Here is a 24,279-nt window from a genome sequence, read left to right as displayed (position 1 = left end):
AGTCCCGACCCCGCTCTCGGTTGGCGAAACGCCCCGCGCCCGGCCCGAGCGCGGGGCGCTATTTCGCACGGAGTTGCCGCGCCACGGCGTCGTAGAGCATCGCTTCGAGGGCGCCGGTGGACCCGCACGAAATGCGGTCGCTACTCCCTCCGGAGATGTCGACCGCCGTCGGACTCACGCCGGTCACGAGCGCGGTGTGCGTGGCGTCCACCGCAGTCGCCGTCGTCACAACCGAGAAGTAGACCCGGCGCGTGTCGGCCAGCGGCCCCGTCATCCCGTCCCCGCAGTTGGCGAAGTGGGACACCGGCTGTCCGTACATGCGGCCCGAACGATAGAAGTTCGAACTCCCCATGCGGTGCCCAGCCGGCTCGCTGAGATTCACGGTGAGGCCGATCGCACCATACGCCGCGGCAAGCGCGTCCCACACCTTGGCCTCCGGCGCGGCGAATGCCTCCGGGGCCCCCGGAGTCGTGGTCGTACGCACGGCCCCCGCATCGTCGATCGCAACCGTCTTGAAGGCGGGTTCGGAGTTCGAACCGGACGCACAGCCGATCAGAAACGGTGCAACGGCAAGGCGGACGAGCGCTGAGCGCAGCTGCATGGAACAGATCCTGTCGGTGGAGAGGTGCAACAGAATGCGGTGGCCCTGCCCGGTGGTCAATGCGAAGGTCGCAAGAGTCGTGGGCGATCCCATCAACTTCCAGCATAGGACTAAATGACCTATCGCCATCGGCCGATGACCGCCAATAATGGCCAATTTGGCGAAAATGCAGGCATTGTTGCCATGTATAGCGCAATCTGAACATCGTGTAGTGTCTAAACACTGGACACTTGCTGGAGACCGGTGAGTCTTACCTGCGTAACGCGCGACGCCGCGCTGAAGCATGCACTCGCTCCCTTGAGCGAACTGAGATTCAACCGATGCTGCAGCGCTCGCTCTTCACGAACACCCATGGCGTCGTCGGTGCGCGGTTCTTCCGCGCTGCTGATCGACCGGTGCTCCGTTCCGCTCGCTGGGCCTTTGTCATCCTCGCCGCGTCCATCTTCTCCGCGTGCTCGTCGCTCCAGACCGGCGGGGCTTCGTTCGGAAGCCTGCGCTATTCCTCGATTGCACCGGCGGCTGCGTTCGGTCCGTCCACGAGCTTCGCCGATCGGCTGGCCAGCAACTCGCTCGCCGGAGCGCCGCTCTACGCCCCCAACATCGCGATCGGCGATTCGACACTCGCCGCCACGATCATCCGCATGCGGAAGCTCTCGTCGGCATTCGACTCGGCCATGACCGCCCTCGAGCGATCGGGCATCCCGATCGTCATCGGCACGGAGCGGCAGCTCAAGGACCAACTCCCGCCGGGATACGCCCAGGTCACCGGCTGGCAGGCGCTCACCGCGTTCTACCCGCTCACGCCCAACAATGCGCGGGGACGGCACATCGAGCACATTGCGGTGGTGGTGCGGCTCGCGGGGTTGGAGTCGGCGCTGCGCGAGGCCGGCCGCACGGCCGACGACACGGCGATGTTCAACCGGTACCTGGAGCGCGTGCTGGGCCATGAGATCTACGGCCACACGATGCCGCAAATCGCCTACGGCAAGACGGCGCCAATCGTCTGCGATGATCCGACCAGCGGCGCCGATTGGTACAGCGCCTGCGTGATGCAGCGCGAGAGGCACGTGGCCGCGCAGATCTCCGCTTCCCTCGGCACCTACGCACTCGTCGGCACCAGGTAGGCCCGCCGCCGCACCGTCCGACAGGCCGCGCCGCGCGCGCTGCGACGCGGACTAACTGCGACGTCTCTTCGCGTTCGGCCGCCGCCAGGGCGGCCGTGCCGTTCTGTCGCGCCATTCCGGACTCGCCCCGCGTGAGTAAGATTCAGCGGGTGCGGACGGAACCAATGCCTTGGCCCGCCGCCATCACAATCCGAACGCGGAGGGACGCCGGCGTGGACGTGCGGACCAGGGGGCGCGCATGCGCGTACTGATCGTGGAGGACGACCCGGAACTGCTGCGCGCACTGCGCGACGGGTTCCGGGACATGCACATGGAAGTCACCACGGCGGCCACCTACGCCGAGGGACACGAGCGCGCCGTAGTCGGGGCGCAGGACGTGATCGTGCTCGACGTGATGCTCCCGGGCGGCTCGGGGTTCGATCTCTGTGCCGACCTCCGCCGGCGTGGCAGCACGACACCGATTCTGATGCTCACGGCGCGCGACGCCGTGGACGACCGCGTGCACGGACTCGACGCCGGCGCGGACGACTATGTGTCCAAGCCATTCGCGTTCAGCGAATTGGCGGCCCGGGTGCGGGCGTTGGCCCGACGCGGCCCGGCAATCGCCCCGGAGCGCGTGGAAGTGGCGGACCTGACGGTCGATCTCAATACGCGCCAGGTCAAGCGCGGCGGCCGGGACATCGAGTTGACGGCCAAAGAATTCGCACTGCTCGAGGTGTTCGCGCGGCATGCGGGCGAGGTGCTCGATCGCGCGGCGATCACGGCCCACGTATGGGACGAGAACCACGATCCGTTCACCAACGTGCTCGAGGTGCTGGTGCGCCGGTTGCGCCGCAAGATCGACGACGACTTCGAACCGAAGCTGATCCATACCCTGCGCGGCGCCGGCTACCGCTTCGGCCCCTGAGCGATGGCGCTCCGCCCGCTCACCGCGCTGCGCCTGCGCCTCACGGCGTGGTACGTGGTCACCCTGGGGCTTATTCTCACACTGCTGGGGGCCGGGCTGTTCGTGGTGGTGCGGCGCCAGTTCGGACGCCAGTTGGACGTATCGTTGCACGAGTCGACGCTGGAGCTGGAGCGGGCGGCCCGGATTCGCGAGTTGGAGAGCCGGTCGGCGCACGGCCTGGTGGTGGATGCGGTGGACGAACTGCACATCCCCGATCGCCAGCTTTACCTGCTCGATTCGCTGGGGCGACCGATGAAGCCGCCGGTGGTCGACGCCTGGATTCGCGAGGCCGCGCGGGCCGCGGTGGCGCAGGGTGTGGTGGACCGGCGGCGGCGCGCGCGGCACGACCACACTCTGCGCTTGCACGCCGAGCGTTTCACGCTGGCGAGCGGTATAACGATGGTGGCGGCGGTGGTGGCCGACCAGGTCCAGTTGGAAGACCAGTACGCGGCGCTGATCGTGACCTTTGGCAGCGCGGCGTTCGCGGCGCTCGTGCTCGTGGCGGCCGGCGGGTACTTCCTCTCGGGCAAGTCGATGGAGCCGGTGGAACGGAACATCGCCCACATGCGCCGGTTCATGGCCGACGCGGCGCACGAGCTGCGCACCCCGGTGGCGGTGATGCGCACGACCGCGGAAGTCACGCTGCAACAGCGACGGGACGATGACGCGTACCGGAGCGCGCTGGGTGTGGTGGAGCGGGAGGCCGAACGGCTGAGCGGCATCGTGGACGATCTGTTGACCCTGGCCCGCGCCGATGCCGGCGAGCGCCCCGTGCAACGGCAACGCACCTACCTGGACGACATCGTGCTCGATGCGGTCGATGCGGCGGGCGCACTCGCCACCGCCAAGGGGGTGAAGCTCGAGGTCGGGACCTTCGAAGAGGCGGCGATCGACGCCGATCCGACGCTCGTGCGGCAACTCGTGATGAATCTGCTCCAGAACGCGATCAAGTTCACGCCGGACGGCGGGCAGGTGCACGTGGACGTGGCAGCCGACGACGGGCACCCGACGCTGGTGATCGCCGACACCGGCGTCGGCATTGCCCCCGAGCATCTGCCACATGTGTTCGAGCGCTTCTACCGCGCCGACCAGGCACGGGTACGCGCCGAAGGCACGGGCCTCGGCCTGGCGATAGTGCGCTGGGTGGCCGACGTGCACTCCGCCGAGATCCAACTCACGTCGACCGTCGGCGCCGGGACGCGCGTCGAGGTGGTGTTCCCGCGGGCGCCTCGCCCGCCGGTGTCATCATGATGACAGGTCATCGCGATACCGTTCGGTAAGTTCCCATCCCGGAGTCTCATGCACAGGTGGATCATCGCCGCGGCATCCGCGGCGATCGTTGCGTTCGCCCCCGCGCCGAGCGCGGCGCAACGTCCCGTTACACGCGCCGATGCGATCGCGGCGGCGCTGGCCCGTGGGCCGCGATTGGCCATTGCCGCGGCCGACACCTCAGCCGCGCGCGCCGTGCTCCTGGGCGCGCGGGCGTACGCGAATCCCACGCTCAATCTGAGCGCCACCAAGGACGCGCCGCAGCGGCACATCTACGCCGACATTCCGCTCGACTTTCCGTGGTTGCGCCGGGCCCGCGTCGGGAGCGCCACGGCGGCTCGCGCCGCGGCGCTCGACCAGTTCGCCCTGCAGCGGGCGGCGATCACGTTCGACGCCGAGACGACGTATGTGAACGCTGTGGTCTCGGATGCGCGGGCCCGCCTGTCGCGGCGCAATGCTCAGGACGCCGACTCCCTGCGCCGCATAGCTGTGGCGCGGCGCGCGGCGGGCGATGCGAGCGATCTGGATGTCGAATTGGCAACGATCGCCGCGGGCGGTCAGGAGAATCAGGCGCTGGCCGATTCGCTCACCGCGGCGGCGTCACTCCTCGATCTCCAAGCGGTGATGGGCGACTTTACGGGCGCGGTGACGATCGCGCTTGCCGACACGCTTTCATGGTCCGATACCGCCGTGGGAGCCGCCGATGGCACGCCGCTCGCCGTGCGGGCCGCGCAGCACGTCGTGACCGCCACCGACCGGGCGGTGGACGCGGAGCGCCGCAGCGTCTGGGGAACGGCGTCGGTGCAGCTTGGCGTGGACTTCCACGACCCCACGCAGAGCGGGTATCTGCCGGTGATCGGCATCGCGCTTCCGTTCCCGCTATTCAATCAGAATCAGAGCGGTGTGGCCGCCGCTGAGGCTGACCGCGATCGGGCCCGCGCCGAACTGCGGCTCATCCAGCTCGAGAGCGCCCGCGACATCGCTCGGGTCACCGAGGCACAGTCGATCGCGCAACAGCGAGTGGCACGTGACCGTCAACTGTTGGCCGGGGCCAACCGGGTGGCGGCGATGGCGCTCACCGCATATCGGGAAGGCGAATCAGCGCTCCCCGCGGTGCTCGAAGCGCAGCGCAGTGCGCGCGACACCCTGGGTCAGTACATCGACGACGTCGGCGCGGCCAATGCGGCGGCGGCGGCGCTGCGACTTCTCACCGCTTCGGCCTCCGGAATCCCATGATGAAACACGTCTTGCTCTTTGTGGCGCTGTTTACGCTCGGCGCATGCGGCGGCTCCGCGGCCGACTCAGGCGATCAGGGCGCCGCGGCCCAGGTGGTGGTCAGCGCGCGCACGGCGGTCATCTCGACGCGCCCGTTCATCGAGACCGTGAACGCGATCGGTTCCGTTGTCCAGCGGCCCGGGCATTTCGCGGAACTGGCCGCGCCGGCCCCGACCCGCGTGGCCAGGATCTTCGTCACGCTGGGTCAGCGTGTGAAGGCCGGCGATCCCCTGGTCCAGTTCGAGCAGCAGACGTTCGATGCCGCGCTGCAGGGAGCCACGTCGGCGCTGCAGAACGCACAGCAGGCGTACGACCGCGCGGTACGACTCGCAGCCGAAGGGATCGCCCCGCGCAAGGACGTGGAGCAGGCGGCGGCGGCGCTGGCGCAGGCCAGGGCGTCGCAGGTCACGGCGCGCCGCGACCAGCAGCTGTCCACGCTGCGTGCTCCGCTGGCGGGCGTCGTCACGGTCATGAACGCGGTGCTCGGCGCATCGGTCGACATGACGCAACCGATGGTGGAGGTCACCGATCCGCGTGCGCTCGACGTGATGGTGCACGTGTCGCCCTCCGACGCCGCGCATGTGCAACCGGGTCAGACGGTGGCGGTCGTGGCGGGGCAGTCGCTGAATGGCGACACGCTGGGAACGGGAACGGTGGCCGACGTGGGGGCCGAGTTGGACTCGGCCACCGGCACCGTGCCGGTGCGGGTCATCGTGGCGAGGCCCAAACGCACGCTTCGCGTGGGCGAGACCGTCATGGCCGGCATCGTCGTCGGTCGCCACGACAAAGCGATTGCGGTTCCCGCTGAGGCGCTGGTACCGGAAGGCGAGGGCTATCGCGTGTTCGTCGTCGATTCGTCGGGCATCGCGCATGCGCGCCCCGTGACCACTGGCGCGCGGACCGAGGCGTACGTGGAGATCCTCAGCGGCCTGAAGGTCGGGGAAACGGTCGTCACTTACGGGGCATACGGGGTATCGGATAGCGCGAAGATCGTGACGGTGAAGCCGTGACCGGCGATCGGTCTCTCTTTGGCGTCGTTGCGTCCCAACGGCGATTCATCTATCTGGCGGTCACCCTCATGAGCGTGGCCGGGGTCTGGGCAGGGCTCCGGATGCCGTCATCCATCTATCCCGAACTGCAGTTCCCACGGGCGACCGTGGTGGTCGAAGGCTCGTCGCTGAGCGCACGGCAGGTGGTGTTCAGCATCACCCGCCCGCTGGAAGAGGCGATCAGCACGGTGCTCGGCGTGCGGCGCGTGGACTCCAAGTCGATTCGCGGCGGGAGCGAGATCCAGATTCTGTTCGCGCCCGGCACGGACATGATCTATGCACTCCAACTGGTGCAGGCCGAGGTGAACCAGGTACGTCCAGAGCTGCCCCCGGGGCTCACCATCCGCGCCGACCGGATCACGCCCTCGGTGTATCCGATCTTATCGTACAACGTGGAAGGGGGCGATCCGGCGACGCTGTACGACGTGGCTCGCTACCAGCTCAAGCCCCTCATCTCGCGGGTGCCCAGCGTGGGGCAGGTGGAAGTACAGGCCTCAGACGTCCGGGAAGTGGAGGTGGTGGCCGATCCGGCCCGTCTGGCGGCGCAGGGGCTGAGCTATGACGATCTGGCCTCGTCCATCCGCGACGCGATCGGGCTGACGGCGGTCGGGCGAGTGGACAAGGATTACAAACAGTATCTCGTGGTGACCGCGAATGACGCCCACACGGTGGACGACATCGCCAACGTCGTGGTTGGCCACGGCCTGCGCGTGCGCGATCTCGCCACCGTCACGTTCGGGACGACGGATCACACGCAGATCATCGACGGCGACGGGCACCCCGCCGCCCTCATCAACATCACGCGCCAGATCGGCGGCAACACGGTGGCAATTGCCGACAGCGTGGCGGCCATTGCCCGCAACGTGGCGGCGTCGCTGCCGCCGGGCGTCCATCTGAAAGCAGTGTACGACCAGGCCGAACTGGTGCGCGACGCCGTGATTGCGGTGCGCGATGCGATGCTGATCGGCGCCTTGCTCGCGATTGTCATTCTGCTGCTGTTCCTGCGCCACGCCAGGATCACGGCGATCAGCGCCGCGTCGATCCCGCTGACGATGGTCATCACGCTGTTCGTGATGAGCCTGTTGGGCCAGACCCTCAACCTGATGACGCTGGGGGCCATGGCCATAGCCATCGGGCTCGTGATCGACGATGCCGTCGTGATCACGGAGAACATCGTCCGGCATCTGCATCTGACGTCGGATCGTCGCGTCGCCATCCGCGACGCCGTCCAGGAACTCATATGGGCGGTGACGGTGTCGACGATCACCACGGTCGTCGTGTTCCTGCCGCTGGGACTGCTCGAAGGCGTCGTCGGCCAGTTCTTCAAGGCGCTGTCGCTCACGCTGACCATTGCCGTGCTGGTCTCACTCGTGCTCGCCTTCTCCGTCATTCCGCTGCTCAGCGAGCAATTCCTCACGGCGCGCGACGCCGAATTCGAGGCCGATCAGGACCCGACGGGCCACAAGCGCGGCATCCTCCATGTGGTGGGACGGGCCGTGGACGCGCTGTCGATGGAGTACGAGCGATCGCTGGGTGCGGTGCTGCGCCACGCGCGGTGGGTGATGGTGGGGGCGCTGCTGCTGGTGGGTGCCGGATACGCCGCCTATCGCGCCGCGTCCACGGGGTTCCTGCCCGACATGGACGAGGGGGCCTTCGTGCTCGACTACTGGAGCCCGGCGGGCACGGCGCTCACCGAGACGGACCGCCAACTGCACATCGTCGAGCACATCCTGGCGCAGACTCCCGAGGTCTCCGGGACGTCGCGGCGCACCGGCGCGGAACTCGGGTTGTTCGCCACGCAGTTGAATCGGGGCGACATCTCGGTGCGCCTCACGCCGCAGAGCCAGCGTCGCCGGACCATCTTCCAAGTGATCGACAGTCTGCGCAAGCAGTTCGACGTCGCGGTGCCTCGGCTGCGCATCGAATTCGTCCAGATCCTGTCGGACGGCATCAACGACATGTCTGGGGTGACCAATCCGGTCGAGATCAAGGTGTTCGGTGACAGCCTCCAACAGATCGAGGCGTACGCCCGGCAGCTCTCGCCCGCCCTCGACAGCATTCCGGGTCTGGTGGATCTCTACAACGGGGTTACCGAGCCGGACCCGGAACTCTCGATGCGTGTGCACGAAGCCGAGGCCAGCCGACTCGGGCTGACGCCCGGCCTGATTGGCCAGGACGTGAGCAGTGCCCTGTTCGGGGTCGACGCAGGGCAACTCCTGCTGGAGGACCGGTCCATCAATGTGCGCGTGCGCGCGCCCGATTCGGTGCGCTACGATCCGCTGCGCCTCGGCGCCATTCCGATCGTCTCGCCGCTCACGCATACGGCTGCTCCCCTGTCGTCGCTCGTCTCGTTCACCAAGGCCGACACGCGCAGCGAATTGACGCGTGAGAATCAGGCGCAACTGATCACGATGACCGCCGATATCGGCAACGGCCAGGCCCTGGGCGACGTCGTGAACGGCGTGAAGCGGGTGCTGGCCGGACATCCCGCGCCCACCGGCACGCGCGTCGAGCTGGCCGGCCAGTACGCCAGCCAGCAGGACGCGTTTCATCAGATGCTGCTGGTGCTCGCGTTGGCCGCCGCCAGCGTGGTCGGCGTGATGGTGATCCAGTTCCAGTCGTTCGTCGAGCCGTTCGTGATCCTGCTCGCGGCCCCGCTGTCGTTCGTGGGTGCCATGGTGTTGCTGCTTGTCACCGGCACGGCGCTCAACGTCTCGTCGTTCATGGGGCTGATCCTGCTCGTGGGACTGATCGTGAAGAACGGCATCATCCTGCTTGACTTCACGCACTACCGGATGACCCACAACGGGATGGAATTGGAACCGGCCATCCGCGACGCCGCGCGCGTCCGTCTGCGCCCGATCCTGATGACGACGTTGTGCACGCTGTTCGGGCTCCTGCCCCTCGCGTTGGGACTCGGCGCCGGCAGCGAAATGCAGAAGCCTCTCGCCCTGGCGGTGATCGGCGGCCTGGGACTGTCCACACCCATCACGCTCTATGTGGTGCCGACTCTGCTCGTGGCGATTCGCGGCCGTGGCTACCGGATTGCACCCGGTACGGAATAGGGCGTTCCCGGCTGGCCGTGCCCACGGGGTTGTCGTAGAATTCGGGGACGATCGTGCGACGGCGGCGGATGTCCTGCCGTCCCTGTGAGGTGCTCCCGATGACCGTGCCGACTTTTCGCGAACTGACCCCCGAGGAGTGCGAGGCGCTGCTGGCCGTGAACCACGTGGGACGCCTGGCGTTTTCGTTCAAGGATCGGACCGACATCGAACCCATCCATTACGTGTTCGACAACGGCTGGATCTTTGGCCGCACCGCTGAGGGTAGCAAGCTGACGACCATCGGGCATCACCCGTACGTCGCGTTCGAAGTGGACGAGGTGCACGCCATTTTCGACTGGCGCAGCGTGGTGGCACACGGCACGGTGTACCTGCTGAGCCCCGACGCGGGGGAGGCCAACGCCGCCGAGTACGAGCGGGCGGTCGACCTGCTCCGGCGGTTCGTGCCGCGTACCCTGAAGGAAGGCGACCCGGCGCCCTTCCGCACGGTGATGTTCGGGATCCACGTGGACGAGTTGACGGGACGCGAGGCCAAGCAGGGCAAGCGCCGGCGCGCGACCAAGGAAAAGACCGCCAAGTAGTGGGGCCGGCGGTTCGGAGGGCACCCCGCCAACCAGCCGTTTCCCCACCCGGAGTGCCCCGGTGGGCACTACCGTTTGCGGGCGGGCCCACTCATCTTGCAGCGTACCCGCGAGCGGCGGTGCCCCCGTCGCGTTTCGCGTCCCACCTCCGCATTCCCGACGCTCATGCCGAAGTCCAAGCTGTCCGCTGCCACGGCCGCGCCGTCGACCGATCCGCCGAACTCCGCGCTCGCTGTTGCCGATGCCCTCTGCCGCTCGGCGGCAGAATGCTGCCGCCAGCATGATCGGGTGGCGCGCATCGTCGAGAAGTCCGATGTGGAAACCGAGGTCCTCTCCGCGCAACAGTTCTGCGAAGTGATGCACGACGGATTGGGCAAGCTGCTCGATGCCTACGAGCTGGCGGCGGCCCAGGACCCGGGCACCGAAGAGGGGTGGCGCCAGCGCGCCAATGCACTCTGGCATGCCGGCCGCGACTACCTGCGGCGCCACAACGCCTGCGACGAAGCGGCCCGCAAGATGTCGCGGCACGACTCCCAACTCCTGGCCGCGTTGGCCATGGAATTCGAATTCGAGGCATCGGCGCTGCTCGCCTTGCGCCACACGACCGACGCTTATCGGAAGGAACGGCCCGAGGCCGTCTGATCCTTCATCACGCTTTGCCGAGCTGGGCATGACCATACGCAAGCAGGTGAGGCGGCGCCCGAACCCCTGGTTCCGGCTCCGCCGCTCTCGCATTCAGGGCACCGGGGCGTTCGCGATCGTGGATATCCCCAAAGGCACGCGCATCATCGAATACACAGGTGAGCACATCACCGGCGCCGAGGCCGACCGACGGTATCCCGACGAGGACCGCGCCGAGCGCCACCACACGTTCCTGTTCACGCTCAACCAACGCACGGTGATCGATGCCGCGCACGGCGGCAACGAGGCGCGATTCATCAACCATTCGTGCAATCCGAACTGCGATGCGATCATCGAGCGCGGGCACATCTGGATCGACGCCCTGCGGGACATTCCCAAGGGGGCGGAGCTGGCCTACGACTACCAGTTCGAGCACGTGCGCGATTATACCGAAGAAGACCTGCACTTCTACGGCTGCCGGTGCGGCGCAGCCAACTGCCGCGGCACGATCGTGAAGGTGGACGGTCGCCGCAAGATCGCCAGGGCGTGGCACGCGTCGCGCGGCGCGGCGCGCCACGCGGCGAGCCGTCACGCCGGCCACACGCACCGGAAGGCGTGACTCGGGCCCGGACGGTAGGGCCTGCGCTCACCGCGCTGCTCGAGCGCGCGGTGGACTACGCCGGCCTCTTTCCGCCGGCCAGCCTTTCCATGGAAGCCGCGGTCCACGCCTACGACGAGGATCGGCGGGGTGCCGCGGCGTGGATGCTCGGGCGGTTCGTCGTCCCGGCGTCGCGCCTCGAGGCGTTCGACGCGGCCGGGCGCGAGATCCTACCCGCGTCGGCCGCCGAGTCGTGGGCGCTGAGCGCGCTCGTGAGCGCGGACGCCGCCGTGGATATGCGGTCCATCCACGCCTTCAACGACCGGCACCGCGACGTGCGCCATGGAGCCGTGTACGTGGATACGGTCGAGATCAGGGCGTCCCACTGCGCCGAGATCCTGGCCGCCGGCGAAATCGTGAGCGGGTTCGACGCGTTCATCGAAGTCCCGGTGCTCGAAGATCCGGATTCGCTCATCGCCGCGGTCGGCGAGATCGGCGCCAAGGCCAAGATCCGCACTGGCGGCGTGACGGCGGATGCCATTCCCGCCGAGCGCCACGTGGTGCGCTTCATGCGCTGCTGCCTCGAGCACGGGGTTGCGTTCAAGGCCACGGCCGGTCTGCACCACCCGCTGCGCGCCGAGTATCCGCTCACCTACGAGGCGAAGGCGCCACGCGGCACGATGTACGGCTTCCTGAACGTACTCCTGGCGGCCGCTCTGATGTGCCAGGGCGGAGACGACGCGGCCGTGCTCGCGTTGCTCGACGAGCGCGACCCGTCGGCCATCCAACTCGAAGGCGATCGCCTGCGGTGGCGCGAGGTGGTGCTGACGGCCGAAGCGCTGCATGCCGCGCGGCACCACGCCTTGGCGTTCGGCTCCTGCTCGTTCCGCGAGCCGGTGGACGATCTGCGCCGGCTGGGGATGCTGTGAGCGCCGCCCTCGACCGCACCCACGACCCCGCGCTCCGCTCGTGGGTGGCGAGCGCGAACGTGCCGGGCCACGACTTCCCTATCCAGAACCTCCCGTTCGGCGTGTTCCGGCGGAGTTCCGGCGCCGGACAGTCGTGCGTGGGAGTGGCCATCGGCAATCAGATCCTCGACGTCGCGGCGCTCGTCGGCCACGGCCTGGTGAGCGGTGATGCGTTGCACGCGGCCCGCGCCTGCGAGGACGACTCGCTGAACGAATTGATGGGCATGGGCCCGGACATGGCGCGCGCGCTACGGTTGGCGTTGAGCGACGTCCTGCGGATGGGTGGGGCGGGCGAGCGCCACGCCGCCGAACTGCTCGTGCCGATGGACGAGGCGGACCTCTTCGTGCCGGCGCGTGTGGGCGACTACACCGACTTCTACGCGTCGATCTTTCACGCCGCGAACGTCGGCTCGATGTTCCGCCCCGACCAGCCATTGCTGCCCAACTACAAATACGTGCCGATCGGCTACCACGGGCGCGCGTCGTCGATCGTGGCCACGGGGAGCGACGTGCGGCGGCCGTGGGGACAGACGCGAGACGATCCGGCGCAGCCGCCGGTGTTCGGGCCGTCGCGCCGCGTGGACTACGAACTGGAAGTCGGCATGTTCGTCGGCACAGGAAACGCGCTCGGCGAGCCGGTGCCGGTGGCCGAAGCCGAACGCCATCTGTTTGGCCTCTGTCTAGTGAACGACTGGTCGGCCCGCGACATCCAGCCGTGGGAGTATCAGCCGCTGGGACCGTTCCTCGCCAAGAACTTCGCGACGACGGTGTCGCCTTGGGTCGTGACGCTCGACGCGCTGGCACCCTTCCGCGCGCCCGCATTCGCTCGGCCGGCGGGCGATCCGGCGCCGCTCGCATATCTCTCGGCGCCGGGCGAGGGGGCGGGAATCGCGATCACGCTGGAGGCGTGGCTCCGCACGGCGCGCATGCGGGCCGAGGGGGCGGGCGAGTTCCTCGTGAGTCGCGGCAGCTTCACGGATATGTACTGGACCGTAGCGCAGCTCGTGGCGCATCACACGAGCAACGGGTGCAACCTGCAGCCGGGTGACCTGCTGGCGAGCGGCACCGTGTCGGGGCCGGCCAAGGAATCGCGCGGTTGCCTGCTCGAGCGCACCTGGAAGGGCACGGAACCACTGGCGCTCCCCAATGGCGAGACGCGCGCGTTTCTCGAAGACGGGGACGAGGTGGTGCTGCGGGGTTACTGCGAGCGCCAGGGGTATGCGCGCATCGGATTCGGCGAGTGCCGCGGCCGGATCGCGCCGGCCGCGGCCGCTCCCCGCTAATTCGCGCGGTCGATCTTCGTCGTGGCGTTGGTGTCGATGTCGTACGTGACGCCGGCATCGGTGAGCGTGAGCTTGGACTTCACCATTTCAGCGCCCGCGCTCCCCAGGAAGGCCCCGTCGGTCGTGACGACCGCGACCCCCGTGCCCGATGAGGTGCCATCCATCGCGACGGCTTGTCCCTGAATGGATCCGCTGCCGGTGGTGGTGGACGTCGACGTGCGCACGAGCTTGCGCCCTTTGGTGCCGTTCACCGTCGTATCGCCGGCCACGGTGTACACCGAGATCACCTGGCGCTTGAGCTGAAGTCCGCTCTGCGTGGTCGTGGCCTCCAGGGTATCGGTCCACGTGGCCCCGTTGGCCAGCCCGACGCGGATGCGTGGCAGAACGTGCACGACCTGGTCGGCCAGGCTGCTCAGCAGTCCGGCCGTGTCGGCCGGGTCGATCTGCGTTCTGAAATATTCGCCCACGGGTGAGACGAACGCCCGCACCTTCTTGCCGACGAGCGAGTCGAGCCCGGGCGGCGCCCCCATCGGCGTCATCTGCGAGATCGAGTCGATAGTCACCGCCATCGCCATCGTGTCGGCCGACTCGTTGGTGAGCGCCATCGTGAACTTCTGCATCGACGTGATCTCGTTGTCGCTGCTCTGTCCCATGGCCGTCGTCGTGATCTTGGCGTCCACGGTCATGCGGTACTGCGCGGTGCCCGGGGCATAGTGGAACTGCTGGGCCGCGGCGGAGCCGGCGGGAAGCGCGAGCAGTGCCGCAAGCGCCATAGGGGTGAGGGCGCGGACGAGCATAAGATCTCCTGAGGGGTGGATTGCCGCAGCCGGATTGCCGCAGCCGACTCCGAAAAGCTAGCGGTGGGCGCTGCGCGGTGCCATTCGCCGACCGTTGGGAGTGCTTAGAACCGGCCGGTGGATCCGAAGCCCTGGCGGCCCGCATCGCCGGCGTCGAGCGGCTGGGTGCGCGACACGCAAGGATGCGCGCAAAGCACGAACACCAGTTGCGCGATGCGCTCGCCATGGGCCACCGTCTGCGGCTCAGCGCCGTCGTTGCGCAGCATGAGCTTGATCTCGCGGCCCACGTACGCGCGGTCGACCAGTCCCGGCGAATTGCGAATGGTGATGCTGCGCTTGCCGGTGGACGACCGCGGGAGCACGAACATCGCGACATGCTTGGGAAACGTGCGGGTCACATAGAGTCCCGTACCCACCGTCGCCTCGTCGCCGGGTTGGAGCGTGAGCGATGTGGGGGGCGCGCCGGCCGTCGAGGGCCCCGTGGCCAGGCAGCAGCGCACGTCGTATCCTTCGCTCTCGTCGGCGGCCGCGGGCAGCCATTGGTCGTCATCGTCCTGCGTGGAGAATCCGAGGTCGAACCGGAGCAAGTCGTCGAGAGACATGGCAGAGGCGAAGAATGGGTGAGGGCCTGCCCACAGAGTATCGCCGCTGCGTGCAACCGCCGGTACCCCGGGCCGCCAAACTTTCGCCGATGCCCCAACGTACGATGAGATCATGACGTCGCCGCCAACCAGGTCGTCTACACGCCGCCAGTCGTACTGGGCGGCCAGCCGGTCGCCCCGCTACAGCCTGCTCTTCGCGCTCCCGCTACTCGTGCTCTACGAGGGGCTGGCCGCCGCGCGTCCGGCCCGCGTGGCCGGCGGCGAGATCCTCAACGGCGCCGACGTGCTCCTGCGCGACGTGGCGTACGCGCTCCTCGGCCCGCCGGGACCGTTGGCTCTCATGGCCGTCGTGATTCTCGTGTGCGCCCTGCTCGTGTACCGCGACGTGCGACGGGGCGGCGGCGTCCGGTTCACGATGTTTCCGTTGATGATCGCCGAGTCGGCGGTGCTGGCGCTGCTGTTCGGAATCGTCGTGGGCACGGCAACGGCGGAACTCCTCACCCACCTCAGCGCACTCGCCGCGGGGCCCATCCAAGGCATGGACGCGACCACGCGGCTCATGCTGTCGCTGGGCGCCGGACTCTACGAGGAACTCGTCTTCCGCGTGCTGCTCGTGGGCGGACTCGCATTCGGCGGGCGCGTCGTGCTGGGGCTGAGCCGATTCACCGCCGGCGCGATCGCCACGGTCGTCGGCGCGCTTGCCTTCTCGGCGTTTCATTACATCGGACCGTACGGCGAACCGCTGCAACTCCAGTCGTTCGTGTTCCGCGCGATCAGCGGCGTGGCGTTCAGCGCGCTGTACCTCACGCGCGGTTTCGGGATCACGGCCTGGACGCACGCCCTGTACGACATCTGGGTGCTCGTGGGCTAACCGATACGCGCCGGGCGCGGTCAGTCGGCGATGGCGGCTGCGAACTCGCGCACGACCTGGCCCGCTGGCTCGATGCCGTGGATCTGCGATACACTCTTGCCCGCCTGCCAATAGTCGGCGCCGCCCTCGGCGGCGTGCAGCGATTTCTTGAGCCTCCGCACCGACCGCAGGGCGTAGATGGTCCGCATCCAATGCTTGGTGCGGCGGTGGCGGAGCATCCAGCGCGCCACCGGGCCGGATTTCGTGCCCAACTGCTGAACGTACGCGTTGTTGATCACCGCCACCGGCACGCCCGTGAGCCGCTCGGTGAGCACGATGTCGCTTTCCGACGCCTCCACGATGGCGCGCTTGTAATCGTCGGCCGCGTTGCACTCGGTGGTCGCGATGAACCGCGTGCCGAGCTGGGCGCCCGCGTAGCCCATGTCGAGCACCGCGCGGAACGCCGCCGGCTCCCCAATCCCGCCGGCGCAGACGAGTGGTAGCCCCAGATCGTGCAGCTCGTCGTAGAGTTCGCGGGGCGTCTTGGGGCCGGCGTGTCCGCCCGCTCGGCTGTTCACGGCGATCAGCCCGTGCACACCCCCATCCCTGGCCTTGAGCGCCCATTTGCGCTCCGTGACGTCGTGGTAGACGATTCCCCCGGCCCGGGAGACCCGGTCTACCACCCAGCGCGGGTTTCCCAGCGACGTGACGAAGAATCGCACCCCCTCCTCCAGCGACACCTCTACCCAGCGCGTCATCCGTTCCCGGTACACGCGGGACGATTGTTCGATGAGTGCGTTCATCCCGATGGGTTTGGAGGTCAGCCGGCGGATGTAGCGCAGTCCTTCGCGGTACTCGTGCCCGTGGACGTAGGTGAGCGAGATGGGCTGGACGATCCCGATGCCGCCGGCCGCGGAGACCGCCGCCACCAGCTCAGGGTTGCTGCAGGGATACATGGCGCCGCAGATGAGCGGCACTTCGATGCCTGCCTGGCGGTTCAGCTCGGTTTGGCGCACCCCTAGCTCCGGGGGGCCAGGCGCCAGAGCACCTTCGCGCGAGCCACCGCGTCGCCCTGCTGGTCGGTGATCGTGGCCTCGACCGTGTAGTCGGTCTCGTGGTCCACTGCGGGCGGGTCGCAGCGGCATTCGGCCGTGAGCATGCCGCGCGCCTTCTTGAGATACTCGATGGACAGTCCCCTGACGATTCCCCGGGTGCCGGGGGACAGTCCGGCAAGCATGGCGGTGCCGCTGGCTACTTCGGCCAGATTGACGAGGGCCACAGCATGGACCGAGTTGAGGTGATTCCGGACCTTCCGGCGGTCCCGCAGGGTCCACTTGGCGTATCCGGGCCGCAAGTCGACCACCCGAGCACCCATCGACCCGGTATAGGGTGCCATCCGCCCCAGCAGCAGGCTGAACAACCAGCGGCCTCCCGGGAGCCGGCTGAGGCGGCGCCACCAGGTGCTGATCTTGCCGCCGGGGGCATCCATCGAGTCGGGCACTTGGGCCTTCTGGTTGGAATCAAGCGGAGCGAAGGACCTCTCCGCGCCCCGCGACCGCATCCTAAGACGGATGCTAGGGGCGGGCAAGGCTCGCCCGCAGTCCAGAGGCGGGATGCTTGCGACGGAACGTTGGGCATATCTGCGCTGGCCTGGCCGTACCATCGAACTTGCGTGGATCGTCCACTACATGCCAGAATGGCGCTGGACATCACGTGGCGAATCGATGGGTGAGAGGCGGCGGTCACGCGGTTCCTTGCTCGATGACACCCGGTCTGTTGCGGAAACGATCTGGCCTGTTTGGCGTCCAATCGCGGAACGACCGTGTCCGGCGCGCAGACGATCGTTATGCGGTTGGATGGCGGGACGGGCAGGGAGGGGACCGGACTTCGCGTCGCGGAGGGCAGCGGCCTGCAGCCGGTGAACAGAGTCCCGGCCCCCCAAAGAACGGCCTGATCAATGGCGAAATCGTGGCTCAGGTAGCTGTTGATAATAGTGATCTAATGTACTTCATCATACATGCATCAAACAACGTATGCATAGTATGTTGCAACGATATCACATTTATTAGCACGCCGTGCAAATGGCCGCTGTCCGATGGGTTCACTGGTGCGCGCTATGCCCCCGAACGCTGAACCAGGTTCCGCGTGGTTGCGGCGCAGAGAAGGATCGTGAGCCCAGGAATTCCGGACTTCTGCCAAACAGCGCGGCAAGCTCCGGATCGACGTGCGGATCGTCATGCACGGCGATTCCCCTCCCCGGAGTGCTTGCACCGGGCTACGTGCCCCGGGCCCACGGCATCCGGAATCGACGCATTGTTCAGAGACGGCAGCACCGAAACGACTGATCAGTCGCCCACCCTGTTTCCACCAGTCGTGCCATGTTGTCAGCCGGAGTGGCTCGGCACCGCTGGACCGTGCCGTGCCGCGCTCTGGTGGGTGCAGCACCATTCATGGGTCGCCACAGCCTGGGGTGGCATAGAGAGGCGGGGGGCAGCCGACAGGCTGCCCCCCGCTCACGCCCGTTCCATCGGTCCTGCTACTGAATCGTCTGCACGTTTGTGCCGTACTTGGCGTTGATCACGCCGATGAGCGCGTTGGCAATCGCGATGTGGGTCGAGCTACTTGGGTGGATGCCGTCCAGTGAGATGGCAGTCCCGAAGGGCGCTGTGAGGCTGGCAAGGTTGGGCGGGTAGTTGATCGCCCCGGGGACTGTTGCGAGCTGAGCAAGAAGGGCGTTCGGATCCCAATAGGCGAACCCGATGGAGGCCGCCTTCTGGGATATGTAGGCGTTGTACGAGTTGATCAGGTTGAACACCGTCGCCTGTTCGGCGGCGTCCAACACCAGGAAGTCGCCCAGACCGGGGACGTCGCCCTTGGCGCAGACGATGATCGGGGTCTGGTGTTGCGCAGCCATCCCCTGGAGGAGCGTGATGATCTGGATGTTGATGAGCGATTGGTTGCCGGGGGGCGTGAGGCAGTCCGGGTGGATGGTGACCGGCGTGCCAACCGCCTGGCTCAAGCCGCCGACGAACAGCGGGTTGGCCAGGGCCGCAGCCGGGAACAGTTGCGGAGCGGCGGCGACCTGGATGACTCCCAGCAGGACGCCTTTGAGCTTCGGTGCTCCAGCCAGGAGTTGGCTGATCATGGCGTCATAGTTGGCCGTGAACGTGGTCAGGGGCGTCGCGCCGGCGGGCTGGCCCGACAGGGCGAAGCCAAGGATGTCATTGTTCCCGATCCAGATCGTCGCGAACGTCGGCTTGGCCAGCAGCGCCCGTTGTGCCTGGGTCAATCCGCCAAGAATGAACGTCGTGAGCGCGTTTGCCCCTGCCGCGCCGTTCGGAGACGTGAGGTCGGCCACGAAGGCCCCCGGTACGGCGACGTTGTTCAGTATGTCGGTCACCGATGTCGGGTTGCGGAGGTAGCAGGAGGCCTCCGTGCTGGGCGGGTATCCGGTGGGTGTGACGCGCGCACCCGTCTGGAACACCGAGATGGGCGGCGGGCAGCCGGGGTTCAACAGCGATGGGTACGCGAACCGCGTGCCGAACTGCCGAGCCAGGAGCACGGCATAGCCACGCTGCTGCGTGGAATCGTCGATACCGCCCGACTGGTAACCGGCCGTGAGACTGTTGCCCAGCGAGACATAACTCTGGAACAGTGGGCCGGCGGAATAGAGCGGGCCTACGGTGTGTTCGGCTTGGCAGCTCACCAGGGTCCCAAGGAGCCCGGCGACCGCTGCACCGCGAAGGAGATTCATGGTACGAGACATCCGCAATTCTCCGGTGGGTGGTCTTAGAACGACGCCTTGAGGCTGATCGAGATGATGTTGGCGAACAGGGTGTAGACGCCATCGTTCAGCGTGGACCCGCTGATACTCGGCGACGTGGGGTTCGCGATGCGGCCGCGACGTCCCGGGGTCCAGACGTACGCGTACGCCGCGTCGAGGGTCAGCCCTGTGGTGAGCGGAATTCCCAAGCCGACGGTGTAGTTGGAGCGGTCCTGATCGGGGAGAATTGGGGTGACCGTTTGCGGCGGCGCGGCAGCCGCGACGCCTGCAAAGCCCACGCGCCACTGCCAGTTGTTGTGGGCCGTGTACTGCGCGCCCAGCCTGATGGCCGACGAGTTGTTGTAATCCTCGATGTTCGTGACGGTGCCGAGCGCCGGGTTGGAGAAGTGGATATCGAGCTGGTGGAACCGCGCCCAACCGATCCATGCATAGTCAGCGCTCAGCAGCCACCGATTGAACCCGTCGTAGGCGAATCCGACTTCGGCCTGATCGGGGTGAACCAGTTCGGTGGATCCACCCTGCGCGACGAGCGCGCCGCCCGACGTGAACTGGCTGGCCACGAGGGCGTCCACCGGCGTGCCGGGAAGCACGCTGAACGGATTGCCGGCGGCGAGCGTGAGCCCCGTCTGCACCGGCTGGAACGTCGCCTTGCCGTTGCTGTACTTGAAGTTCAGCGAGGACAGGTACCGCGCGCCCATGGTCCAGTGGTCGGAGAGCTTTCCGTACAGGCCGAGGGTGAAGCCGTAGGAATACGCCGTACCCTTGAGCGTACCGCGGGCGAATTCCGTGCCGGCGGGAATACCAAGCATGCCGAAGGTGATCGGGCCTGAAGGGCCGATCTCCGCCACCTGCTGCGAGAGGTCGAGGCTCTGAATGAGTTCGACGCTGGAGTAGCCGACGACGGGCCCGCCTCCGATCATCCACCGGTCATTGAGCTTCCAGGCAAAGTTGGGCTGGAAGTACATGGTGGCGATGGACGCCTTGTCGGCCACGAAACGGCCGGGGAAGTTGCCGGGCCACTGCGAGGTGAGGCCGTAGGGTACGTACGCGCCGAGGCCCCACGAGAAATTCTCGCTCTGCCGGTGGGTGAAGAAGAAGTGGGGCGCATACGACGTCGGGGGATCGGCGGGATAGCGGCCCATCGAGGTGTCGCGGGTGAACGCGCCGGAGACGGCGATTGAGGCGCCGCCCACGACCAGCGAATTGCCGGAGAGCGCCGCCGCGTAGGCCGGGTTCCAGTAGATCGTGGAGGCGTCCTGGCACGGCGCGCTCGTCACGGCGTACCCTCGCCCGATCGCGCAGCTCCCTATCTCATTCAGCCCGAATCCCTGCGCATGCACCGACGCCGGAATCGCGACCAACGCCGCCGCAAGGCCGAGCGCTGTGAAACGGTGAAGACTCATCTCCATCCTCCTGGTATGCCACGACCGCACTTGGCGTGCGGCCGAAACGAGGGGACTGCGAACGAATGACATCACCGTCGCTCAGCGCGCAAGCTCCCGCCGCTTTGCGAGATGAAGTCCGCCAACCGGCATGCAACACAGGCCATTCAGAAACAACAGTGTAAGCGGTTCGCCGCATAACGACAGAGGGGGTTTGCCCAAAGCCTGACGGAGATTGGCCCGGTTGGCCCATCTGCGAGACTTCTTTGCGACTACGGTATGTACCGGACCTCCGAGTACAAGGTGGTCCGACCCGCGTAGGGAGCGTCCAGCGACCGAGCCACCCCGAGGCGGACCTCGACCCCCGGGACGAACAGCTGCGCCAACCTGCTGAGCCGCAGGTGGACCTCGGCACCCAGTGCGCGGTTCCAGTGGACGAACCAGCCGCCGTCGCTTACGCTCACGGCTTCATAGTAGGGGGCCAGCACGGCCAGGGGGATCGAGGCGCGATAGGCGAGTAGCGCGCTCCCGGATCCGGGAGCGTCGGGGACCACACTGCCATTGGGAAGAGCGCTGAAGGGCAGGCGAGCGGCCGTGAGACTCGAATCAACCAGCGGCGAGGCCAGCCCGCCTGCCGCGAACCGCTCGAATGGGAGGGCGCTTCCCGTCATGCGCCCGTAGGTCGCCGACACGGCGGCTGGCAACGGCCCAATTCCGGTGGCCGCCAGGCCCGCTCGGGCCACGAATCGCCGGACGTTGTCGGTGCCGGTGCGTCCCGCGTCGCCATGCAGGGCCAGCCGTTCCACCACGGCCCGCCGCCCACGCGTCTGCGCCAACGACCCCGTCCACTCGGCGAACACGAGGGACCGCGTGAGGTCATTTGTGTTCTCAGATAGTGCGAGCCGCTCGACGCCCGCGCCGACGCGGGCCCGCCACGCGTATTGGTCGCCGTCCGCGTCGAACGCAGCGGCCACCAGGCCGCCGCGCCGCGTGTCGTCCAGCGCCCGGCCGGCCACCCCGCTGGCCGAGCCCAGCGACGGGAGACGCCGGGCCCAGTGCGCCCCCGCGTCGAGTTCCAGGCGCGATCCGCGCCAGGCCAGGGCGGCCGTGCCGCCGTTCCATTGCGTGCGAGCGCCCCATGACCCGCCGGCGAGAGCGGTGAGGCGCCCTATCACGTCCAGGTTGCTGGCAAAGAGGCTCGCCGCGAATCCGTCGGGGCCGTAGGTCTCGCCCGGGAGGACGCGTGTTTTCCGTGGGCCCAGCCCGTACGCCACTGGCTCGGCGACCAGGGCTGTCGACGGGAGAGCAGTCGCGACGGGATTGGGAGGCGCCGCGACGCCGAACCGGCCGACGATGTCCACCGGATACGCCGGGGGGCTGCGCGGTGCGAGTGTGCGCACGTCGTACCCGCGGGCATGCAGGTTGAGAAACCAGATGGCGCCGGTGGCGGGGTCGACGGCCGGTGCCACGGCGGCGCCGGTGACGCGTGTGAGCAAGAATTCCGCCGGCCTTACCAGTTCAGTCGCCGCGATGTTGATCACGCCGCTCGCGTCGGACACGTACACGAGGGTGTCGCCGGACGGTGTGAAGGTGGCGTCGTACCGATTCGCGCGGTCGTTCGGGAGAATGGATGACAACGAGTCGCCCCCAGAATCGCTCAGGAAGAGGGCCCAGTGGCCGTCCACCGACGCGCTCACCACGAACCGCGTACCGTCGGGCGCGAAGCGCGGGCGGAAGTACGAGCGGTGCGGCGTGCCCACCGCGATCGCAGCGAAACGGCCCGTCTGCAGGTTCACCCGCACCACGTCGCAACTGCCAGCGGCGCAGCGGGTGGCGATCGCGCTCCGGCCATCGGGAGCCGGGTCGGCGTCCTGCAGGCCGGCGTCGTGCGTCACTCGGTGTACGCCGCCACGCGCCGCGTCCCACACATAGAGGTCGGGGCGCATCGTGCCGTCCGCCTGTTCGGTGAGGCGGCTCACCAACACGTGGGTGTCGTCTAGGAACCGCGGTTCGACGAACGCCTGGCCGGCCACGGCGCGGAGTGTGGCGATCGGCGTTCGCGGGTCCGGGTAGAACCGCGCGGCGGGCACATCCTCCGGATCGCGCGCCAGCCTATCGCGCACGCGGCGCGCTGCGGCGGTGTCGGGGGGCGGCGTTGCCGCGCGCCACACGACGGTGCGCGCCGGGGCGGTGCCCGAGCGGAGCACGATCGCCACTCGCGAGCCGTCGCGCGAGAAGGCCGGGTCGCCCGTGCCCCAGTCGAGGTGCTGGACCATCGCGCCCTGGACGAGTCCGTCGGCGCCGATCGCGCGTCGTGCGTCGAGCGCCTGCGCCGTGAGCTGCGCCGTGAACCGGCCGTACAGCACGCGCGGTGGATCGCCGAACACGCCGGTGAACGCGTCGTCGAAGGTACGATCCACGCGCGCCGACGCGCGGCGCCACACGTGCGGGAGCGTCGAGTCTCCATACTGCTCGGTGAGCCACTCGAAGAAGGCCGAGCCCGCGAGATAGGCGAAGTCGCCGCCGTTGAACGCCCCCCAACTGCTCATCTGATCGTACGTCGGCAGCGCGCCCTCGAGCGCCCACTGGCGGAGGATGGCGGCGCGCCAGGCGCCATTCGGGCGTCCGCTGCCCGTGACCTTGCCCTCGACGTACGTGGCGTATCCCTCGATGGCCCAGCGCGGAAGCTTGATGGGAAGCGGCCCGAGATCGGCCGGCATCAGCGACCACAACACGCGGTCGACCGGGTTGCGCGAGGGGCGCATGAGGTGCGCGAGGTGCGCGAATTCGTGCGCCGAGAGCATCTCGCCCCAGCTGCGCCAGTTGCCGATGTCGTCGCGCGGGTTCGGAGGAACCGGCCAGAAAGTGAGTACCGGCGCGTCGAGGATGGGGAGTGCGGAGCCGTTGGGCAGGTCGTACGGGTTGTCCACGACGACGTCCACCGTCTTGCCAGGCGTGAATCCGACGAGGCGCGTCACGGCCGAATCCACGGCCTCCATGTGGGCGGCCACGTCGCGCGTCCAGGCTTCGTACGCCTGCGGGTAGTGGAAGCGGAAGTGCGCGGTCTCGAGCGTGCGCCACTGCTCATATGGGCGCGTCGGATCCTGCGCAGCGAGCGTGTGCGCTGCGGCCAGAAGTGCCATGGCGCGCGCCGCGATGCGCCCCAAACGCGAAAGGGGCGAGGCCATCTGCCTCACCCCCTGGATGCTGTGGCGCGAGCTACCGGACACAGCGGCGGTTCAGCCTTCGCCTCCGGCGCCGGGCCTCTTGCCCTGGATCACTTCGAGTGCCCATGTGGCCGGAATCACGAACAGCGGCTGCAGGAAGAAGGGCAGCAGCGTGTTGATCCACACCAGTGCGGTATAGAACGCGCAGAGCGCGATGCCGACATAGAGTGTTGCGAGCGGGCCCTGGGTGTTCACGAAAGCTCCTGGGTTCGAAGACCGTAGGGCCAAGATATCACGGGTCACGCTCCCGTTCCAGAGGG

21 protein-coding genes are annotated in these 24,279 nt (G+C 67.9%); 12 read left to right on the top strand and 9 right to left on the bottom strand.

Features of this window, described 5'->3' with window-relative positions; all coding sequences use genetic code 11:
- Window positions 1–58: 58 nt before the first annotated feature.
- A complete protein-coding gene (locus VNF92_03795; protein ID HVA56987.1) occupies window positions 59–601 on the bottom strand; it encodes a hypothetical protein in 543 nt (180 codons plus the stop codon).
- Window positions 602–921: 320 nt separating this feature from the next.
- Between VNF92_03795 and VNF92_03790 the strand changes: the two genes are divergently transcribed.
- The 11 genes from VNF92_03790 (at window position 922) to fahA (ending at window position 13,377) form a co-directional block, all read left to right on the top strand.
- A complete protein-coding gene (locus VNF92_03790; protein HVA56986.1) occupies window positions 922–1,725 on the top strand; it encodes a hypothetical protein in 804 nt (267 codons plus the stop codon).
- 238 nt (window positions 1,726–1,963) lie between these two features.
- Window positions 1,964–2,632 carry a response regulator transcription factor gene (locus VNF92_03785; GenBank protein ID HVA56985.1) on the top strand — a complete coding sequence of 223 codons (669 nt, stop codon included), beginning with the start codon at window positions 1,964–1,966 and terminating at the stop codon, window positions 2,630–2,632.
- A gap of 3 nt (window positions 2,633–2,635) precedes the next feature.
- Complete coding sequence (locus tag VNF92_03780) at window positions 2,636–3,922, top strand: ATP-binding protein (protein HVA56984.1); 1,287 nt, start codon at window positions 2,636–2,638, stop codon at window positions 3,920–3,922.
- Between the two features lie 48 nt (window positions 3,923–3,970).
- Entirely contained in the window at window positions 3,971–5,176 is a 1,206-nt protein-coding gene (locus VNF92_03775) for a TolC family protein (GenBank protein HVA56983.1), read from the top strand.
- Window positions 5,173–6,225, top strand: a complete 1,053-nt coding sequence (locus tag VNF92_03770) for an efflux RND transporter periplasmic adaptor subunit (protein HVA56982.1) — start codon at window positions 5,173–5,175, stop codon at window positions 6,223–6,225. The genes VNF92_03775 and VNF92_03770 overlap by 4 nt, the downstream gene beginning before the upstream one ends.
- Window positions 6,222–9,329: an efflux RND transporter permease subunit gene (locus VNF92_03765; protein ID HVA56981.1), complete on the top strand. Its 3,108-nt coding sequence runs from the start codon at window positions 6,222–6,224 to the stop codon at window positions 9,327–9,329. The genes VNF92_03770 and VNF92_03765 overlap by 4 nt, the downstream gene beginning before the upstream one ends.
- Before the next feature lie 98 nt (window positions 9,330–9,427).
- The gene (locus VNF92_03760; GenBank protein ID HVA56980.1) at window positions 9,428–9,907 is read left to right on the top strand and encodes a pyridoxamine 5'-phosphate oxidase family protein; all 480 of its coding nucleotides are present in this window, start codon (window positions 9,428–9,430) and stop codon (window positions 9,905–9,907) included.
- A 165-nt stretch (window positions 9,908–10,072) separates the two neighbouring features.
- Window positions 10,073–10,549, top strand: coding sequence for a hypothetical protein (locus VNF92_03755; protein ID HVA56979.1), 477 nt, complete (start codon window positions 10,073–10,075; stop codon window positions 10,547–10,549).
- Between the two features lie 28 nt (window positions 10,550–10,577).
- The gene (locus VNF92_03750) at window positions 10,578–11,147 is read left to right on the top strand and encodes an SET domain-containing protein-lysine N-methyltransferase (protein HVA56978.1); all 570 of its coding nucleotides are present in this window, start codon (window positions 10,578–10,580) and stop codon (window positions 11,145–11,147) included.
- Complete coding sequence (locus VNF92_03745; protein ID HVA56977.1) at window positions 11,144–12,055, top strand: hypothetical protein; 912 nt, start codon at window positions 11,144–11,146, stop codon at window positions 12,053–12,055. The genes VNF92_03750 and VNF92_03745 overlap by 4 nt, the downstream gene beginning before the upstream one ends.
- On the top strand, window positions 12,052–13,377 hold the full coding sequence (gene fahA / locus VNF92_03740; protein ID HVA56976.1) for a fumarylacetoacetase: 1,326 nt from the start codon (window positions 12,052–12,054) through the stop codon (window positions 13,375–13,377). The genes VNF92_03745 and fahA overlap by 4 nt, the downstream gene beginning before the upstream one ends.
- On the opposite strand, the gene VNF92_03735 is transcribed toward fahA, so the two are convergent.
- Both VNF92_03735 and VNF92_03730 read right to left on the bottom strand, forming a co-directional pair.
- Window positions 13,374–14,174: a hypothetical protein gene (locus VNF92_03735; GenBank protein ID HVA56975.1), complete on the bottom strand. Its 801-nt coding sequence runs from the start codon at window positions 14,172–14,174 to the stop codon at window positions 13,374–13,376. The genes fahA and VNF92_03735 overlap by 4 nt on opposite strands.
- A gap of 104 nt (window positions 14,175–14,278) precedes the next feature.
- On the bottom strand, window positions 14,279–14,776 hold the full coding sequence (locus tag VNF92_03730; GenBank protein ID HVA56974.1) for a hypothetical protein: 498 nt from the start codon (window positions 14,774–14,776) through the stop codon (window positions 14,279–14,281).
- 112 nt (window positions 14,777–14,888) lie between these two features.
- On the opposite strand from VNF92_03730, the gene VNF92_03725 reads away from it, so the two are divergent.
- Window positions 14,889–15,647, top strand: coding sequence for a CPBP family intramembrane glutamic endopeptidase (locus VNF92_03725; GenBank protein ID HVA56973.1), 759 nt, complete (start codon window positions 14,889–14,891; stop codon window positions 15,645–15,647).
- A gap of 20 nt (window positions 15,648–15,667) precedes the next feature.
- Here the strand turns inward: VNF92_03725 and VNF92_03720 are convergent, their stop codons facing one another.
- The 6 genes from VNF92_03720 to VNF92_03695 form a co-directional block, all read right to left on the bottom strand.
- Window positions 15,668–16,642 (bottom strand): nitronate monooxygenase, encoded by a 975-nt coding sequence (locus tag VNF92_03720; protein ID HVA56972.1) that lies wholly within the window; start codon window positions 16,640–16,642, stop codon window positions 15,668–15,670.
- Window positions 16,643–16,644: 2 nt separating this feature from the next.
- Complete coding sequence (locus VNF92_03715) at window positions 16,645–17,127, bottom strand: hotdog fold domain-containing protein (protein ID HVA56971.1); 483 nt, start codon at window positions 17,125–17,127, stop codon at window positions 16,645–16,647.
- Between the two features lie 1,035 nt (window positions 17,128–18,162).
- Window positions 18,163–19,380 (bottom strand): SGNH/GDSL hydrolase family protein, encoded by a 1,218-nt coding sequence (locus VNF92_03710; GenBank protein ID HVA56970.1) that lies wholly within the window; start codon window positions 19,378–19,380, stop codon window positions 18,163–18,165.
- A gap of 35 nt (window positions 19,381–19,415) precedes the next feature.
- Entirely contained in the window at window positions 19,416–20,813 is a 1,398-nt protein-coding gene (locus VNF92_03705; GenBank protein HVA56969.1) for an outer membrane protein transport protein, read from the bottom strand.
- Window positions 20,814–21,064: 251 nt separating this feature from the next.
- Complete coding sequence (locus tag VNF92_03700) at window positions 21,065–23,935, bottom strand: hypothetical protein (protein HVA56968.1); 2,871 nt, start codon at window positions 23,933–23,935, stop codon at window positions 21,065–21,067.
- A 96-nt stretch (window positions 23,936–24,031) separates the two neighbouring features.
- On the bottom strand, window positions 24,032–24,214 hold the full coding sequence (locus VNF92_03695; protein ID HVA56967.1) for a hypothetical protein: 183 nt from the start codon (window positions 24,212–24,214) through the stop codon (window positions 24,032–24,034).
- Window positions 24,215–24,279 lie beyond the last annotated feature (65 nt).

Source organism: Gemmatimonadaceae bacterium (assembly GCA_035533015.1).
Classification (GTDB): Bacteria; Gemmatimonadota; Gemmatimonadetes; order Gemmatimonadales; family Gemmatimonadaceae; genus JAGWRI01.
The sequence above is the reverse complement of the archived record's forward strand: the minus strand, read 5'-3'. Positions and strand labels throughout refer to the sequence as shown.

Coding starts and splice junctions, on each gene's coding strand:
- VNF92_03730 (HVA56974.1), bottom strand. CDS start 14,776: ATGTCTCTCGACGACTTGCTCCGGTTCGACCTCGGATTCTCCACGCAG.
- VNF92_03775 (HVA56983.1), top strand. CDS start 3,971: ATGCACAGGTGGATCATCGCCGCGGCATCCGCGGCGATCGTTGCGTTC.
- VNF92_03710 (HVA56970.1), bottom strand. CDS start 19,380: ATGAATCTCCTTCGCGGTGCAGCGGTCGCCGGGCTCCTTGGGACCCTG.
- VNF92_03705 (HVA56969.1), bottom strand. CDS start 20,813: ATGAGTCTTCACCGTTTCACAGCGCTCGGCCTTGCGGCGGCGTTGGTC.
- VNF92_03700 (HVA56968.1), bottom strand. CDS start 23,935: ATGGCACTTCTGGCCGCAGCGCACACGCTCGCTGCGCAGGATCCGACG.
- VNF92_03750 (HVA56978.1), top strand. CDS start 10,578: ATGACCATACGCAAGCAGGTGAGGCGGCGCCCGAACCCCTGGTTCCGG.
- VNF92_03785 (HVA56985.1), top strand. CDS start 1,964: ATGCGCGTACTGATCGTGGAGGACGACCCGGAACTGCTGCGCGCACTG.
- VNF92_03770 (HVA56982.1), top strand. CDS start 5,173: ATGATGAAACACGTCTTGCTCTTTGTGGCGCTGTTTACGCTCGGCGCA.
- VNF92_03760 (HVA56980.1), top strand. CDS start 9,428: ATGACCGTGCCGACTTTTCGCGAACTGACCCCCGAGGAGTGCGAGGCG.
- VNF92_03755 (HVA56979.1), top strand. CDS start 10,073: ATGCCGAAGTCCAAGCTGTCCGCTGCCACGGCCGCGCCGTCGACCGAT.
- VNF92_03780 (HVA56984.1), top strand. CDS start 2,636: ATGGCGCTCCGCCCGCTCACCGCGCTGCGCCTGCGCCTCACGGCGTGG.
- VNF92_03725 (HVA56973.1), top strand. CDS start 14,889: ATGACGTCGCCGCCAACCAGGTCGTCTACACGCCGCCAGTCGTACTGG.
- VNF92_03795 (HVA56987.1), bottom strand. CDS start 601: ATGCAGCTGCGCTCAGCGCTCGTCCGCCTTGCCGTTGCACCGTTTCTG.
- VNF92_03735 (HVA56975.1), bottom strand. CDS start 14,174: ATGCTCGTCCGCGCCCTCACCCCTATGGCGCTTGCGGCACTGCTCGCG.
- VNF92_03790 (HVA56986.1), top strand. CDS start 922: ATGCTGCAGCGCTCGCTCTTCACGAACACCCATGGCGTCGTCGGTGCG.